At 72.2% G+C, this 15,357-nt stretch carries 13 protein-coding genes; 3 read left to right on the top strand and 10 right to left on the bottom strand.

Annotation, left to right across the window (positions count from 1 at the left end):
• Nucleotides 1-25: 25 nt before the first annotated feature.
• The 4 genes from infB to rimP form a co-directional block, all read right to left on the bottom strand.
• Entirely contained in the window at nucleotides 26-3,160 is a 3,135-nt protein-coding gene (gene infB, locus ACZ4WQ_RS45840) for a translation initiation factor IF-2 (protein WP_361186560.1), read from the bottom strand.
• Nucleotides 3,161-3,316: 156 nt separating this feature from the next.
• Nucleotides 3,317-3,607 carry a YlxR family protein gene (locus ACZ4WQ_RS45835; RefSeq protein ID WP_311727726.1) on the bottom strand — a complete coding sequence of 97 codons (291 nt, stop codon included), beginning with the start codon at nucleotides 3,605-3,607 and terminating at the stop codon, nucleotides 3,317-3,319.
• Nucleotides 3,608-3,704: 97 nt separating this feature from the next.
• The gene (gene nusA, locus ACZ4WQ_RS45830; protein WP_311727727.1) at nucleotides 3,705-4,697 is read right to left on the bottom strand and encodes a transcription termination factor NusA; all 993 of its coding nucleotides are present in this window, start codon (nucleotides 4,695-4,697) and stop codon (nucleotides 3,705-3,707) included.
• 2 nt (nucleotides 4,698-4,699) lie between these two features.
• A complete protein-coding gene (gene rimP, locus ACZ4WQ_RS45825) occupies nucleotides 4,700-5,236 on the bottom strand; it encodes a ribosome maturation factor RimP (protein WP_358847622.1) in 537 nt (178 codons plus the stop codon).
• Between the two features lie 185 nt (nucleotides 5,237-5,421).
• On the opposite strand from rimP, the gene ACZ4WQ_RS45820 reads away from it, so the two are divergent.
• The 3 genes from ACZ4WQ_RS45820 (at nucleotide 5,422) to ACZ4WQ_RS45810 (ending at nucleotide 7,668) form a co-directional block, all read left to right on the top strand.
• Nucleotides 5,422-6,054 (top strand): hypothetical protein, encoded by a 633-nt coding sequence (locus tag ACZ4WQ_RS45820; RefSeq protein WP_398376991.1) that lies wholly within the window; start codon nucleotides 5,422-5,424, stop codon nucleotides 6,052-6,054.
• Between the two features lie 55 nt (nucleotides 6,055-6,109).
• A complete protein-coding gene (locus ACZ4WQ_RS45815; RefSeq protein ID WP_311727730.1) occupies nucleotides 6,110-6,613 on the top strand; it encodes a ferritin-like domain-containing protein in 504 nt (167 codons plus the stop codon).
• Nucleotides 6,614-6,723: 110 nt separating this feature from the next.
• Nucleotides 6,724-7,668, top strand: coding sequence for an aminoglycoside phosphotransferase family protein (locus tag ACZ4WQ_RS45810; RefSeq protein WP_358847624.1), 945 nt, complete (start codon nucleotides 6,724-6,726; stop codon nucleotides 7,666-7,668).
• Nucleotides 7,669-8,045: 377 nt separating this feature from the next.
• On the opposite strand, the gene ACZ4WQ_RS45805 is transcribed toward ACZ4WQ_RS45810, so the two are convergent.
• The 6 genes from ACZ4WQ_RS45805 to dxr form a co-directional block, all read right to left on the bottom strand.
• On the bottom strand, nucleotides 8,046-9,746 hold the full coding sequence (locus ACZ4WQ_RS45805) for a proline--tRNA ligase (RefSeq protein ID WP_398376994.1): 1,701 nt from the start codon (nucleotides 9,744-9,746) through the stop codon (nucleotides 8,046-8,048).
• An 83-nt stretch (nucleotides 9,747-9,829) separates the two neighbouring features.
• Complete coding sequence (locus ACZ4WQ_RS45800; protein WP_311727734.1) at nucleotides 9,830-10,396, bottom strand: GNAT family N-acetyltransferase; 567 nt, start codon at nucleotides 10,394-10,396, stop codon at nucleotides 9,830-9,832.
• A 48-nt stretch (nucleotides 10,397-10,444) separates the two neighbouring features.
• Complete coding sequence (locus ACZ4WQ_RS45795) at nucleotides 10,445-11,290, bottom strand: GNAT family N-acetyltransferase (RefSeq protein WP_311727735.1); 846 nt, start codon at nucleotides 11,288-11,290, stop codon at nucleotides 10,445-10,447.
• A 134-nt stretch (nucleotides 11,291-11,424) separates the two neighbouring features.
• Nucleotides 11,425-12,582, bottom strand: coding sequence for a flavodoxin-dependent (E)-4-hydroxy-3-methylbut-2-enyl-diphosphate synthase (gene ispG / locus ACZ4WQ_RS45790; protein WP_311727736.1), 1,158 nt, complete (start codon nucleotides 12,580-12,582; stop codon nucleotides 11,425-11,427).
• Nucleotides 12,583-12,723: 141 nt separating this feature from the next.
• Nucleotides 12,724-14,028 carry a M50 family metallopeptidase gene (locus tag ACZ4WQ_RS45785; protein WP_398376996.1) on the bottom strand — a complete coding sequence of 435 codons (1,305 nt, stop codon included), beginning with the start codon at nucleotides 14,026-14,028 and terminating at the stop codon, nucleotides 12,724-12,726.
• Nucleotides 14,025-15,290, bottom strand: coding sequence for a 1-deoxy-D-xylulose-5-phosphate reductoisomerase (gene dxr / locus ACZ4WQ_RS45780; RefSeq protein ID WP_311727738.1), 1,266 nt, complete (start codon nucleotides 15,288-15,290; stop codon nucleotides 14,025-14,027). Before dxr ends, ACZ4WQ_RS45785 begins: the two co-directional genes overlap by 4 nt.
• Between the last annotated feature and the right edge of the window lie 67 nt (nucleotides 15,291-15,357).

The raw sequence follows: 15,357 nt of genomic DNA, 5'->3' as shown, positions 1-15,357 counted from the left end.
CCGGCCCCGGATGAGCAGCAGCGCGTCAGCCGCGCGGCTTCTCGCGCATCTCGTAGGTGGCGATGACGTCGTCGATCTTGATGTCGTTGTAGCTGCCGAGGTTGATACCGCCCTCGAAGCCTTCGCGAATCTCGGTGACGTCGTCCTTGAAGCGGCGCAGACCCTCGATGTTGAGGTTCTCCGCGATGACCTTGCCGTCGCGGAGGAGGCGCGCCTTGGTGTTCCGCTTGACCTCGCCGGAGCGGATGAGGACACCCGCGATGTTGCCCAGCTTGGACGAACGGAAGACCTCGCGGATCTCCGCCGTACCGAGCTCGACCTCTTCGAACTCCGGCTTCAGCATGCCCTTCAGGGCCGCCTCGATCTCCTCGATCACCTGGTAGATGATCGAGTAGTAGCGGACGTCCACGCCCTCGCGCTCGGCCATCTGCGTGGCACGCCCCTCGGCGCGCACGTTGAAGCCGATGACGATGGCGTCGGAGCCGGTCGCCAGGTCGATGTCGGTCTCGGTGACCGCACCCACGCCGCGGTGCAGCACGCGCAGGTCGACCTCGTCGCCGACGTCGAGCTGGAGCAGCGAGGACTCGAGAGCCTCGACCGAACCGGACGCGTCGCCCTTGATGATGAGGTTGAGCTGCTGCACCTCGCCGGCCTTGAGCACCTTGTCCAGGTCCTCCAGCGAGACCCGGCGGGTCCGCTTGGCGAAGGCCGCGTTGCGCTCGCGCGCCGCGCGCTTCTCGGCGATCTGGCGGGCGGTGCGGTCCTCGTCGACGACGAGGAAGTTGTCGCCCGCGCCCGGGACGTTGGTGAGACCGAGCACCAGGACCGGGGTCGAGGGACCAGCCTCCTCCAGGGCGTTGCCGTTGTCGTCGAGCATCGCCCGGACGCGGCCGTACGCGTCGCCGGCGACCATCGTGTCGCCGACCCGCAGGGTGCCGCGCTGGACCAGCACGGTGGCCACGGCGCCGCGGCCGCGGTCCAGGTGCGCCTCGATCGCGATGCCCTGCGCGTCCTGGACGGGGTTGGCCCGCAGGTCGAGCGAGGCGTCGGCGGTGAGGACGACGGCCTCCAGGAGGCTGTCGATGTGCAGACCCTGCTTGGCGGAGATGTCGACGAACATGGTGTCGCCGCCGTACTCCTCGGCCACCAGGCCGTACTCGGTCAGCTGACCGCGCACCTTGGTCGGGTCCGCGCCCTCGACGTCGATCTTGTTGACCGCGACCACGATCGGCACATCCGCCGCCTTGGCGTGGTTCAGCGCCTCGACCGTCTGGGGCATCACACCGTCGTTGGCCGCCACCACGAGGATCGCGATGTCGGTCGACTTGGCACCGCGGGCACGCATGGCGGTGAACGCCTCGTGACCCGGGGTGTCAATGAAGGTGATCTTCCGGTCGTCGCCGTTGACCTCGGTGGTGACCTGGTACGCACCGATGTGCTGGGTGATGCCACCGGCCTCGCCCGCGATGACGTTCGTCTTGCGGATCGCGTCCAGCAGTCGGGTCTTACCGTGGTCGACGTGACCCATGACGGTCACGACCGGCGGACGGGAGACGAGCGCTTCCTCGCCGCCCTCGTTCTCGCCGAACTCGATGTCGAAGGACTCGAGAAGCTCGCGGTCCTCCTCCTCCGGGCTGACGATCTCGATGTTGTAGTTCATCTCGTCGGCGAGGAGCTGAAGCGTCTCGTCGGAGACGGACTGCGTCGCGGTGACCATCTCGCCCAGGTTGAACATCACCTGGACCAGGGACGCCGGGTTGGCGTTGATCTTCTCCGCGAAGTCGGTGAGCGAGGCACCCCGCGACAGCCGGACCGTCTGGCCGTTGCCGCGCGGCAGCATCACGCCGCCGATGGACGGGGCCTGCATGGCCTCGTACTCCTGGCGACGCTGCCGCTTCGACTTGCGGCCACGACGCGCCGGACCGCCGGGACGGCCGAAGGCGCCCTGCGTGCCACCACGGCCACCGGGACCGCCGGGACGGCCGCCGAAGCCGGGACGGCCACCGCCGCCACCGAAGCCGCCGCCACCGCCGCCACCGGGACCAGCCGGACGGCCGGCGAAGCCGGGACGGCCACCGCCGCCACCGCCACCACCGGGACGGCCGGCGAAGCCGCCGCCGCCCGGACGACCGCCGCCGCCACCACCGGGGCGACCGGCACCGCCGGGACCGCGACCGCCGCCACCGGGGCCCGGACGCGGGCCCGCGGCGGGACGCTGCGGCATCATGCCCGGGTTGGGACGGGGGCCACCGGGGCCACCGCCGGGACGCGGGCCACCGCCCTGCGCGCCCTGCGGACGCGGCATCCCGCCCGGGGTGGGACGGGGGCCGCCACCGTGACCGCCGGGGCCGCCGCCGGGACGGGGACCGCCACCCTGGCCGCCCTGCGGACGCGGGCCGGCGCCGCCCTGGCCGCCGGGGCGCGGGGCACCGCCGGGACGGGGCGCCTGGGGGCGCGCCATGCCGGTGGAGCCGCCGGAAGTGAAGGGGTTGTTGCCCGGACGCGGACCGGCCGGACGGGGACCGCCCGGACGCGGGGCGCGCTCGCCACCGGGGCGCGGAGCGCCGCCGGGACGCCCGCCCTGGCCCTGGTCACGGCCCTGTCCCGGGCCGCCCGGACGGGAGCCGGGGCGCGGGCCGGGAGCGGCGCCGGGCCTGGCCTGGCCGCCCGGCTTGGCGCCGGTGGGCCGGGGCGCCGCCGGGGCCGGCGACGGCGGGGCGGTGAACTCGGGCTGAGCCGGAGCCGCGGGCTGGGCCGGGGCCGGCTTGGGGCCGGGGGTCGGCCGCGCGCCAGGGGCGCCAGGGGCACCGGCGGTGGGCCGCGGGCCCGGGGTGGGCGCCGACGGCATGGTCTTGGGCCCCTCGGCCACGACCGGCTTGGGGCCGGGCATCGGGGGCTTGGGGCCAGCGGGACGTGCCGCCGACGCCGGAGTGGGCGCGGACGGCTTGGCGGGCGCCGCCTTGCGCGGCGCCGAGGGCTTGCCAGCGGCCCGGCCGGAGCCGCCCTGCTGGAAAGCGTCAGTCAATTTGCGAACAACCGGCGCTTCGATCGTCGAAGACGCCGAACGGACGAATTCGCCAAGTTCTTGGAGCTTGGCCATGACGACCTTGCTCTCTACTCCGAACTCCTTGGCGAGTTCGTATACCCGGACCTTAGCCACTTCGCTCCTTCTGGTCCGGGGTGGTCGTCCGCCGGACCGTCGCTACTTCATGGGCGTACTCATCGCGTACTCATCGAGTGCTCATCGCAATCTCGACCTACTTCCGACTCGCGAGGTACCTGACCGCACGGTGTCCCGTGCCGTTCTTGCAACTTCTTACTGCGCCGCTGCCTGCTCGGCGTGCTCGACGTAGCGGCGCAGTGCCGTGGTGTCGAGCGGCCCCGGCCCCCTGAAGGCCCGAGGAAGAGCCCGGCGGCGAACCGCCAGGTCGAGGCAGACCCGTGTGAGGTGTACATAAGCACCCCGGCCGGGCAGCGTACCGCGCCGGTCGGGGACGCAAACGCCCTCGGCCGTCACGATCCGCAACAGTTCGTCCTTGGCCGCCCGCTCCCGGCAACCCACACAGGTCCTCTCAGGGCATGCGCCAGCACGCGCGCGGCCAGACACTGCTTAAGTCTACCTCCCTGAGCCGACCTCACCCCTTGGGGGATGTGATCGAACAGTCAGATGTTTTCGGCTGAATCCTCGGGGGCCATCCCGTGAATCAGCCTTGATCGGCTGGTTGTTCCGTGTCGGGCCGGATGTCGATCCGCCAGCCCGTGAGCCGGGCGGCCAGCCGGGCGTTCTGCCCTTCCTTCCCGATCGCGAGGGAGAGCTGGTAGTCCGGCACGGTGACGCGCGCGGAGCGCGCCGCCAGATCCACCACCTCGACCTTGCTCACCCGAGCCGGTGACAGCGCGTGCGCCACCAGCTCCGCCGGGTCGTCGGACCAGTCCACGATGTCGATCTTCTCGCCGTGCAGCTCGGCCATCACGCTGCGGACCCGGCCGCCCATCGGGCCGATGCACGCGCCCTTGGCGTTCAGGCCCGATCGGGTGGACCGAACGGCGATCTTGGTGCGGTGGCCGGCCTCGCGCGCGATCGCCGCGATCTCCACCGAGCCGTCCGCGATCTCCGGCACCTCGAGCGCGAAGAGCTTCTTCACCAGGTTCGGGTGGGTGCGCGACAGGGTGACGGACGGGCCGCGCACCCCCTTGACCACTCGTACGACATACGAGCGCAGCCGGGTGCCGTGCGCGTAGTCCTCGCCCGGGACCTGCTCCTGCACCGGCAGGATCGCCTCGAGCCTGCCGATGTCCACCAGAACGTTCTTCGGGTCCTTGCCCTGCTGGACGACGCCGGTGACGACATCGCCCTCCCGCCCCGCGTACTCGCCGAAGGTGATCTCCTCCTCGGCGTCCCGCAGCCGCTGAAGGATGACCTGCTTGGCGGTCATCGCGGCGATCCGGCCGAAGCCGGAGGGGGTGTCGTCGAACTCCCTGGGCTCCTCGCCCTCCGCCAGGTCCTCGGCGTCCTCCCTGGCCCACACCGTCACATGGCCGGTGGCCCGGTCCAGCTCCACACGGGCCCGGCGGCGGCTCCCCTCCGTGCGGTGGTAGGCGATGAGGAGGGCCGACTCGATCGCCTCGACCAGCAGGTCGAACGAGATCTCCTTCTCCCGAACCAGACCCCGCAGGGCACTCATGTCGATGTCCACGGCTACGCCTCCTCCTTGCTCTCGTCGTTGCTCGCGTCGCTCTCGCCCGCGGCCTTGTCGGCGGGCTTGCGGTTGAACTCGATCTCCACGCGCGCCTTGGAGATCTCCTTGAAGGCCAGCCGCCGGGCCGTGGGTCTGCGCCCCTTCACGCCCGGCACCTCCACGTCCAGCCCCTCGTCGTCCACCGCGGTGATCCGCGCGACGAGCTCGCCGCCCTCCGCCAGCCGCGCCTTGATCAGCCGGCCGGTGGCCCGGCGGTAGTGGCGCGGCTCGGTCAGGGGGCGGTCGGCGCCGGGAGAGGTGACTTCCAGGACGTACGGGTGCTGGCCCATCGCATCGGCGTCGTCGAGCGTCTGCGAGACCGCCCGGCTCAGCTCCGCGCACGCGTCCAGCTGCACGCCGTCGTCGGAGTCCACCACGATACGGAGCACGCGCCGCTTCCCGGCCGGTGTCACCTCGACCTCTTCCAGATCCAGGTCCCGCGCGCTGACCAGCGGTTCCAGCAGTCCGCGCAGCCTCTCGCTCTGGGTGGTGCTCATCCGGGTGACTCCTCGGCCGCGTGTGCTGTTGTGGGAAGGTCGCGTGTCAGGTCAAAGCCTATCCGTTCCGGCGGCCGACTGACGATTCGGTGGCTGGTGCCCGGCGGTCGGCCCGCGCGCGGGTACGCTCGCCTGCTGTGATCACCAACGGCGGCCGGGACCGGTCGCAGCCCGGAAAGAGGAACGTGACGATCACGACCCCCTCACCCCACCCGCGCCCTTCCGGCGCGCCCCTGCCCTCCGACGCGCCCCCGCGCCCTTCCGGCGTGCTCTCCTTTGGCCCGCTCTCCTTTGGCCGATTCTCGTCTGGTCGGCGGAACCTTCTGCTGGGCGGCGGCGCGGCGGCGGGCGCCGCGCTGCTGGCCGGCTGCTCGGGCGACTCCGGGTCCCGGCCCGACGCGTCCGGCTCCCGGTCGGACGAGGAGCGGCTGCGGACCCGGGGCGCGCGCGACTCCGCCGCGCTCCTGGCACGCTACGACGCGACCGCGGACGTGCATCCGAGGCTGGCGGACCGGCTGGGGCCGCTGCGCGAGGAGACCGCCCGCCACCTGGAGGCCTTCCGCTCGGCCGACCGGCCCGCGTCTGCCTCCGCGTCTGCGTCTCCCTCTGCTTCTGCCTCTGGGGGCAAGGCGCGTGCCGCGGACGTGCCGAAGGACGAGAAGCAGGCCCTGACGGCACTCGCCCGCGCCGAGCGCCGCACCGCCGACGCCCGCACGGCCGCCCTCCGCGACGCCCCTCCCGAGCTGGCCCGCCTCCTGGCCTCGGTCGCCGCCTGCGGCGCCGCCCACGCGTACCTCCTCACGGCGGGCGGCTCATGACCCCGGCCGCCTCCACACCGATCGGCGGCACGCGCCGCCGCGGAAGGGGACTGACATGACCGCCTCGACGGCCCGCGCGCGCCGCGGGGCACGCGCTCTCGCGCTGGAGGCCACGCAGGCGGCGCTCGCCGCCGAGCACGCCGCCGTCTACGGATACGGCGTGGTCGGCGGGCGGATCGGCGACGACCGGCTCCAGGAGGCGCGGGACGGGTACGCCGCGCACCGGGCGCGGCGGGACGCGCTCGCGCGCACGGTGCGCGACCTGGGCGGCACGCCCGAGGGCGCGGCGCCCGCGTACGCGCTGCCGTTCGCGGTGCCGGACGCCGCGGCCGCGGTGCGGCTCGCGGCGGAGCTGGAGAGCCGGGTGGCCGCCGTCTACGCCGATCTGGTCCGGGCCGCCGAGGGCGCCCTGCGCCGCGAGGCGGCCGGGGCGCTGCGTGAGGCGGCGGTCCGGGCGGTGCGCTGGCGGGGCAGCGGCGTAGCCTTCCCTGGGCTCGCCGAACGCGCCGCCGCGGCAAGTCCGTCGGCGACGCCGAGCGGTGCCGCGGACGAGTTGTGACGGTCGGCCACGACTGTTGGATCATGGTGTGCCCGGTGGGCGGACGGACGGGTGCGGCGGCAGACCGCGCGCGAAACGTATGAAGATGAGATGAAGGGGACAGCTCGGCGATGGCATCGGCACCGCAGCCCGGAGGCCCTGAAGCGGCCCCCATCACCCTGCCGCAGCGGCTGCTGGACTCGCTGAGCAACGACCCCGAGAGCCCGGGCCGCGCCTGGCTGGCCCGGCTGCCCGAGCTGGTCGCGCGGCGGCTGCACGACTGGGAGCTGACGCTGGAGCGGGTGCCGAGCCCGGGCGGCCGCAGCAGCCTGATCGCGCTCGTACGGCAGGCCGACGGCACCCCCGCGGCGCTGAAGTTCCCCTCTCCGGGCTCGCACGCGGAGCAGCAGCGGGCCGCGCTGGCGCACTGGAACGGCTGGGGCGCGGCGCAGCTGCTGCGCGCCGACCCGGAGGACGGCGCGCTGCTGCTGGAGCGCCTGCACAGCGCGGTGTCGCTGCGCTCGCTGCCCGAGGCCAAGGCGCTGCTGGAGGCGGCGGGCACGATGCGCCGGCTGTGGGTGCCGCCCGCTGAGGGGCACCCTTTCGCCTCGGTCGCGGACCGGACCGGCGCGGGGGTCGAGACGCTGCGGCTGATCGCCGCGGGGACCTGGGCGGCGGACGCGCGGCCGCTGCTCGACGAGGCGCTTGAGCGGCGCGCCGAGCTGTCCGGGCAGGCGCCCGAACACGTCCTGCTGCACGGCGACTTCCGGCAGGGGAAAGTGCTGGCCGGGGAGCGCGCGCCGTGGCTGGCGGTCGGGCCCGCGCCGCTTGTCGGCGAGCGGGCGTACGACCTGGCGCAGCTGGTGCTCGACCGCTTTGAGGACCTGGCCGCCGGGTCGGGACCGGCCGCGGCCGTGCGGCGGCGGGTCGCGAAGCTGGCGGACTCCCTGGACGTCGACCGGGAGCGGCTGCGGGGGTGGACGCTGTTCCGGGCGGTCGAGGCGGGGCTGCGGCATGCGGCGGTCGGCGACAGGCGGCGGGGTGAACTGCTGCTGGAGTTCGCGGGCTGGCTGTAGGCCACGGCTCGCCTCGCGGCGGCGCCGGGCCGTGTCCCGGATCTTTCCCCCCACCCCGCCCGCTGCCACGTGGGAGGCTCCGCCCCAGACCCCGGGGCCCAGGGGCGAAGCCCCTCGCAGGACCGCCCGGCGCCCCCTGGACCGCGCCCCCGGCTACTGCTGCGGGGACGCCCCGCACCGGCCCGCCCAGGGCCGATCCGGCGGCCGACGCGGCAGGGGGCCGAAGCGGAGCCCCCGGCGCGCCCGCCGGGCGCTGCGGGGGTACCCCGCACCAGCCGCCGAGGGAAGATCCGGCCCGACGGCGCGGGCGGCACGGGCCGACGCGCGCCGCCCCGGGCCGTGCGTCGGCCGGGGCGGGGCGGGGGGCCAGGGGTTCGTCAGGCGGTGAGGCGGGAGAGGGCCTCGTCTACGGGGAGTTCCTCGCGCTCGCCCGTGCGGCGGTCCTTGAGCTCCACCACGCCGTCCTTGGCGCCGCGGCCGACGATCAGGATCGTCGGCACGCCGATCAGCTCGGCGTCGGTGAACTTCACGCCCGGGGAGACGCTCGCGCGGTCGTCGACCAGGACGCGGACGCCCGCCGCACCCAGCTTGTCCGCGAGGTCCAGGGCCAGCTCGGTCTGGAGCGCCTTGCCCGCCGCGACGATGTGGACGTCGGCCGGGGCGACCTCGCGGGGCCAGCACAGCCCGGACTCGTCGTGGGTCTGCTCGGCGAGCGCGGCCACGGCGCGCGAGACGCCGATGCCGTAGGAGCCCATGGTGACCCGGACCGGCTTGCCGTTCTGGCCGAGCACGTCGAGCTGGAAGGTGTCGGCGTACTTCCGGCCGAGCTGGAAGATGTGGCCGATCTCGATGGCCCGGTCGAGCTGGATGCCCGCGCCGCACTGGGGGCAGGGGTCGCCGGGCTCGACCACCACGACGTCCAGGTACTGGTCGACCTCGAAGTCCCGTCCGCAGACGACGTTGCGCGCGTGCTTGCCGGGCTTGTTGGCACCGGTCACCCAGGAGGTGCCGGGGGCGACGCGCGGGTCGGCGAGGTAGCGGAAGGAGGTGCCGGCCAGGCCCTGCGGGCCGATGTAGCCGCGCACCAGGTCGGGGCGGTCGGAGAAGTCCTCGGCGGTGACGACCTCGACCTCGGCGGGGGCGAGGTGCTCGGCGAGCTTGCCGAGGTCGACCTCGCGGTCGCCGGGGACGCCCACCGCGGTGATCTCGCCGTCGACCTTGACCAGGAGGTTCTTCAGGGTGGCGGAGGCCGGGACGTCCAGGAACTCGGCGAGGGTGTCGATGGTGGGGGTGTCGGGGGTGTCCAGCTCCTCGACCGGGCCGTGCTCGACGCCCTCGACGGGGGTGACGGCCACGCTGACGGCCTCGGTGTTGGCGGCGTAGTCGCAGTTCGGACAGTCCACGAAGGTGTCCTCGCCGGCCGCGGCCGGGGCCAGGAACTCCTCAGAGGCCGAGCCGCCCATCGCGCCGGAGATCGCGGAGACGATGCGGTAGTCGAGGCCGAGGCGGGCGAAGATCCGCTGGTAGGCCTGGCGGTGCAGCCGGTAGGACTCGGCCAGCCCCTCGTCGGTGGTGTCGAAGGAGTACGAGTCCTTCATCTGGAACTCGCGGCCGCGCAGCACACCGGAGCGCGGGCGGGCCTCGTCCCGGTACTTGGTCTGGATCTGGTAGAGGATCACGGGCAGGTCCTTGTAGGACGTGCACTGGTCCTTGACCGTCTGGGTGAAGATCTCCTCGTGGGTCGGGCCGAGGAGGTAGTCGGCGCCCTTGCGGTCCTTGATCCGGAACAGCAGGTCGCCGTACTCGTCCCAGCGGCCGCTGGCCTCGTACGGCTCGCGGGGCAGCAGGGCGGGCAGGAGGACCTCCTGGGCGCCGATGGCGTCCATCTCCTCGCGGACGATCCGCTCCACGTTCTCCAGGACCTTCTTGCCGATGGGCAGCCAGGTCCAGATGCCCGCGGAGGTGCGGCGGACATAGCCGGCGCGGACGAGCAGCTTATGGCTGGCGGTCTCGGCATCGGCCGGGTCCTCGCGCAGCGTCTTCAACATCGACTTGGACATGCGCTGGACGTGGGCCATGGTTCTTCTCCTGCGTACGAGATGGGATGACCAGGAGATTAGCCGCTGCCGCTGTGCGGCGGGAAATGAACGCCGGGGCGGCGTCAGCGGCGCAGCGGGAGCGGGGCGCCCATGACCGCGTAGGGGGTCGGCGCGCTCGGGAAGAGCACCGGGCGGGCGAGGTCGCGGTAGCCGAGGGCGCGGTAGAGGTGGCGGGCCGGGCTCTCGACGTCGATCGCGGAGAGGATGGAGCGCGGCTGGAGCGATCCGTCGGTGATGGTGGTGATCAGTGACCGGCCGATGCCGTGCTGCTGGTAGTCGGGGTGGACATGCAGCTCGGTGATGACGAAGGAGTCGTCCAGCCAGCCCTCGTGGCCGGTGTCGCGCAGATACGGCTCGACGACGGTGGACCACCAGTGCGTGCGGTCGTTGGGCATGCCGTAGACGAAGCCGACGAGGTGTCCGGAGCGGGTGGTGGCGCCCAGCGCGCGGGCACCGGGGCTGGTGAGATGGCGCAGCACGATGTGGCGCCGTACGCCGATCTCCTCGACGGTGAGCCCGAAGGCGACCGCCTGCACGGCGAGGGCCTCGTCCACGCGCGCGGCGAGATCGAGCGGCCCGACGACGACGCCGTGCGGGTCGGGTGGCCCTTCGCCAGGTAGATGCAGCATGGGCGGCACCCTACTGGGCCGTCGATCAGTTCAGAACGGCACACTCGTTCAGAACAGCACGCTCATGAACGCGCCGACCTCCTGGAAGCCGACGCGGCGGTAGGCGGCGCGGGCCGCCGTGTTGAAGTCGTTGACGTACAGGCTGACGACTGGCGCGACCTCGCTCAGCGCATAGTGCAGGACGGCGGCCATGCCGGTCTCGGAGAGCCCGCGGCCGCGGTATTCGGGGGCGACCCAGACGCCCTGGATCTGGCAGGCGTGGTGGGTGGCGGCGCCGATCTCGGCCTTGAAGACCACCCGGCCGTTCTCGATGCGGGCGAAGGACCGGCCGGTGGCGACGAGCTCGGCGACCCGGGCCTGGTAGAGCAGCCCGCCGTCGCCGGCGAGCGGCGAGACGCCGACCTCTTCGGTGAACATCGCCACGCACGCCGGCATGATCACATCCATTTCGTCCCTGCGGACGCGGCGCACCAGCGGGTCGGGCGGGATGTTCGCGGGCATGGCGGTGGTGGCCATGAGCGGCTGGTGGGCGCGGACGTCGCGGGCCGGGCCCCAGGTGGGCTCGAGCAGCGACCAGAGCTCCGCGGTGGTGTCGGCGGGGCCGACGATGGAGGAGCAGCGGCGGCCCGCCCGGCGGGCGCGCTCGGCGAAGCCGCGTACGGCCTCAGGGGTGGCGCAGATGGGGACGAGGTTGGCCCCGGCGTAGCAGAGCGATTCGAGCCGGCCACCGGTGTACCAGCCCCACATCTCGCCGCCGAGCCGCCACGGGTCGAGGCCGGCGACCTGGACCCGGGCGGCGACGAAGGCGTTGGAGACCGGGTCGCGGTCCAGGACCGCGAGGGCCGCGCCGAGCTCATGGGGCTCGAGCACCCTGGTGGTGGACGTCGTCAGCACGTGTCGGATTGCCTCACCGGTTGCGGCCGAGGGCCAGAAGATTCGATTCTCCGCACTGTACCCCGGGGGACACGCCGACCACCGCCCGCGTTCACCGGCGGGGCCGTGGTGCGCGCGGGCGGTGGGAGCGGGGGTCAGCCGGTGACGGAGACCTGGGGCTCGCCGGAGGCGACGCCGTCCTTCTCCATCTGCTCGGCGATCTTCATGGCCTCGTCGATCAGGGTCTCCACGATCTTCGACTCGGGCACCGTCTTGATCACCTCGCCCTTGACGAAGATCTGGCCCTTGCCGTTGCCCGAGGCCACGCCGAGATCCGCCTCGCGCGCCTCACCGGGGCCGTTGACCACACACCCCATCACGGCGACCCGCAGCGGCACCTCCATGCCGTCCAGGCCGGCCGTGACCTCGTCCGCCAGCTTGTACACATCCACCTGCGCGCGGCCGCACGACGGGCACGACACGATCTCCAGCCGCCGCTGCCGCAGATTCAGCGACTCCAGGATCTGGATGCCGACCTTGATCTCCTCCACGGGAGGCGCCGACAGCGACACCCGGATGGTGTCCCCGATCCCCTCGCTCAGCAGCGCGCCGAACGCGACCGCCGACTTGATCGTCCCCTGGAACGCGGGGCCGGCCTCGGTGACGCCGAGGTGCAGCGGGTAGTCGCACTGCGCCGCCAGCTGCCGGTACGCGTTGACCATCACCACCGGGTCGTTGTGCTTCACCGAGATCTTGATGTCCCGGAACCCGTGCTCCTCGAACAGCGAGCACTCCCACAGCGCGGACTCCACCAGCGCCTCGGGCGTGGCCTTGCCGTACTTCGCCAGCAGCCGCTTGTCCAGCGACCCCGCGTTCACGCCGATCCGGATCGGCACCCCCGCCTCCGACGCGGCCTTCGCGATCTCCTTGACCTTGTCGTCGAACTGCCGGATGTTCCCCGGATTCACCCGCACCGCCGCACACCCGGCGTCGATCGCGGCGAATACGTACTTCGGCTGGAAATGAATATCCGCGATCACCGGGATCTGCGACTTCTTCGCGATCACCGGCAGCGCGTCCGCGTCGTCCTGCGACGGACAGGCCACCCGCACGATCTGGCACCCCGAGGCCGTCAGCTCCGCGATCTGCTGAAGCGTCGCCCCGATGTCGGCGGTCACCGTCGTCGTCATGGACTGCACCGACACCGGCGCGTCCCCGCCCACCGCCACGGATCCGACCTGGATCTTCCGGCTGACTCTGCGGTCGGCGAGCTTGATCGGAACGGACGGCATTCCCAGCGAAATGGCTGTCATCTGGCGAGCAACCCCAAGGTCATGAATGAAGGTCCCGAGATCGGCGGGCTCCGGTGTCCGAGGTTACGGCACCACGCCCGGGCCAAGCACATTCCGGCCCCGAAGTCCATCAAATGGTGAACTTCGGGGCATTTCTCATCATCAGGAAATTTTCACTGGATTCACCACATCGGCCACCAAGACCAACAGGGTGAAGCAGATGAACACTCCGGCGATCACATAGGCGACCGGCATCATCTTGGCCACGTCGAACGGCCCCGGGTCGGGCCGGCGGACCAGCCGGGCGGTGTGTCGCCGCACGCCCTCCCAGATCGCGCCCGCGATGTGCCCGCCGTCCAGCGGCAGCAGCGGCAGCATGTTGAACAGGAAGAGCGAGAGGTTGAAGCCGGCCACCAGGAACAGCATGGTGGCGACCCGCTGGGAGGCCGGGATGTCCAGGTTGGCGACCTCCCCGCCGACCCTCGCCGCGCCGACGACGCCCATCGGGGAGTCGGCCTTGCGCTCACCGTCACCGAAGGCCGCGTTCCACAGGTCGGGAATCTTCGAGGGCAGGGCGATCAGCGAGTCGATGCCGTCCTCGACCATGTTGCCCATGCGGTCCACCGACTGGCCGAAGGACTGCTTGACCACGCCGCTGGCCGGGGTGAAGCCGAGGAAGCCCGCGGAGACGTACTGCCCCTCCACATAGCCGCCGTTCCCGTCCGACTTGGCGACCTGGTTCTTGATGAGCACCGCGTGCAGATCCTTGCGGGCGCCGTCGCGCTCGACGGTGATCGTCGCGGGGCCGATGGTCTTGCGAATGTGCTGCTGGAGGCTGCTCCAGTCCGAGGTCGGCTCGCCGTTGAAGGCGACGATCTTGTCGCGGGACCGCAGCCCCGCGGCGTTGGCCGGGGAGTCCTTGGCGGCCTTGGGGCACTTGTCGGTCGAGGACGAGGCCGGAACCACGCACTTCTGGACGGTGCCCACGGTGGTGGTCTGGGTGTTGACGCCGAAGCTCATCATCACGCCGAGGAAGATCACCACGGCGAGCACCAGATTCATGAACGGACCGGCGAACATCACGATCACGCGCTTCCACGGCTTGCGCGTGTAGAACATCCGGGTCTCGTCGCCGGGCTTCAGCTCCTCGTACGCGGCCGACCGGGCGTCCTCGATCATGCTGCGCCACGGCGAGGTGGAGCGCGCGGTTATCTTCCCGTCGTCACCGGGCGGGAACATCCCGATCATGCGGATATAGCCGCCGAGCGGGACCGCCTTGACTCCGTACTCCGTCTCCCCCTTCTTCCGGGAGAAGATCGTCGGGCCGAAGCCGACCATGTACTGCGGCACCCGGATACCGAAGAGCTTGGCCGTGGAGAGATGGCCGAGCTCGTGCCAGGCGATCGAGAAGAGCAGTCCGAGGACGAATACGACGATGCCGAGAATGGTCATCATCAGTGTCGTCATGCGTGAGCCTCCGGTGTCGCGTTCGCCGAGCGGGCGGCGAGTTCACGGGCGCGGGCGCGGGCCCACTCCTCGGCCTGGAGGACGTCCTCCACCGTGAGCCGGGTTCCCGCAGAGGGGGTGCCGTGTTCGGCCACCACTTGGGCGACCGTATCGACGATTCCGTTGAAGGGCAGCTTCCGGGCGAGAAAGGCGTCCACGCACTCCTCGTTCGCCGCGTTGAAGACGGCCGGCACGGTGCCGCCGAGCGCTCCGACGTGGCGGGAGAGGCCGATCGAGGGAAACGCGTCGTTGTCCAGCGGGAAGAATTCCCAGGTGTGCGCCTTGGTCCAGTCGCAGCCGGGCGCGGCGTCCGGCACCCGGTCCGGCCAGCCGAGACCGAGCGCGATCGGCATCCGCATATCGGGCGGACTCGCCTGCGCCAGCGTGGAACCGTCAATGAACTCGACCATCGAGTGGATATACGACTGCGGGTGGACCACAACCTCAATCCGGTCGAAGGGAATGTCGTAGAGCAGATGCGCCTCGATGACCTCCAGCCCCTTGTTGACCAGGGTCGCGGAGTTGATTGTGATCACCGGGCCCATGTCCCAGGTGGGGTGGGCCAGCGCCTGCTCGGGCGTGACCTCGGTCAGCTCCTGCTTCGTACGCCCCCGGAACGGCCCGCCGGACGCGGTCACCACCAGCTTGCGGACCTCCTGCCGGGTGCCGCCGAGCAGCGCCTGGAAGAGGGCGGAGTGCTCGGAGTCGACCGGCACGATCTGCCCGGGCTTGGCCAGGGCCTTGACCAGCGGGCCGCCGACGATCAGCGACTCCTTGTTGGCCAGCGCGAGCACCCGGCCCGCCTCGAGGGCGGCGAGGGTGGGCGCCAGGCCGATGGAGCCGGTGATGCCGTTGAGCACGGTGTCGCACTCGGAGCGGGCCAGCTCGGTGGCCGCGTCGGGCCCCGCCACGACCTCCGGCTGCCGCTCCCCCGCCCCGTACAGCGCGGCCAGCGCCTCGCGCACCTCGGGCACGGCCTCCGGCCGGGCCACCGCGACGGTCCGCACCCCGAGCCGGTGGGCCTGCTCGGCGAGCAGCCCCGCCCGCCCGCCGGCGGCGGACAGCCCGGTCACCCGGAAGCGGTCGGGGTTGCGCAGCACCACGTCGATGGCCTGGGTGCCCACCGATCCGGTGGAGCCGAGGATCACGACGTCGCGCGGGCCTCCGGTGGCGGCGGTGGCCGCCGGAAAGCGGAGGTGCGGGTCAGCGAGGGAATCCGTCATTGCCCCATTGTTGCCCTAGCCCCTCTCTGCGCCTAAACCGGCGCCGCTCTCGCGGGCCTGGTTGCTC

It is taken from the genome of Streptomyces sp. NPDC028305, from assembly GCF_055569495.1.
Note: the sequence above shows the minus strand (reverse complement) of the source record. Positions and strands in the feature narration are given on the sequence as shown.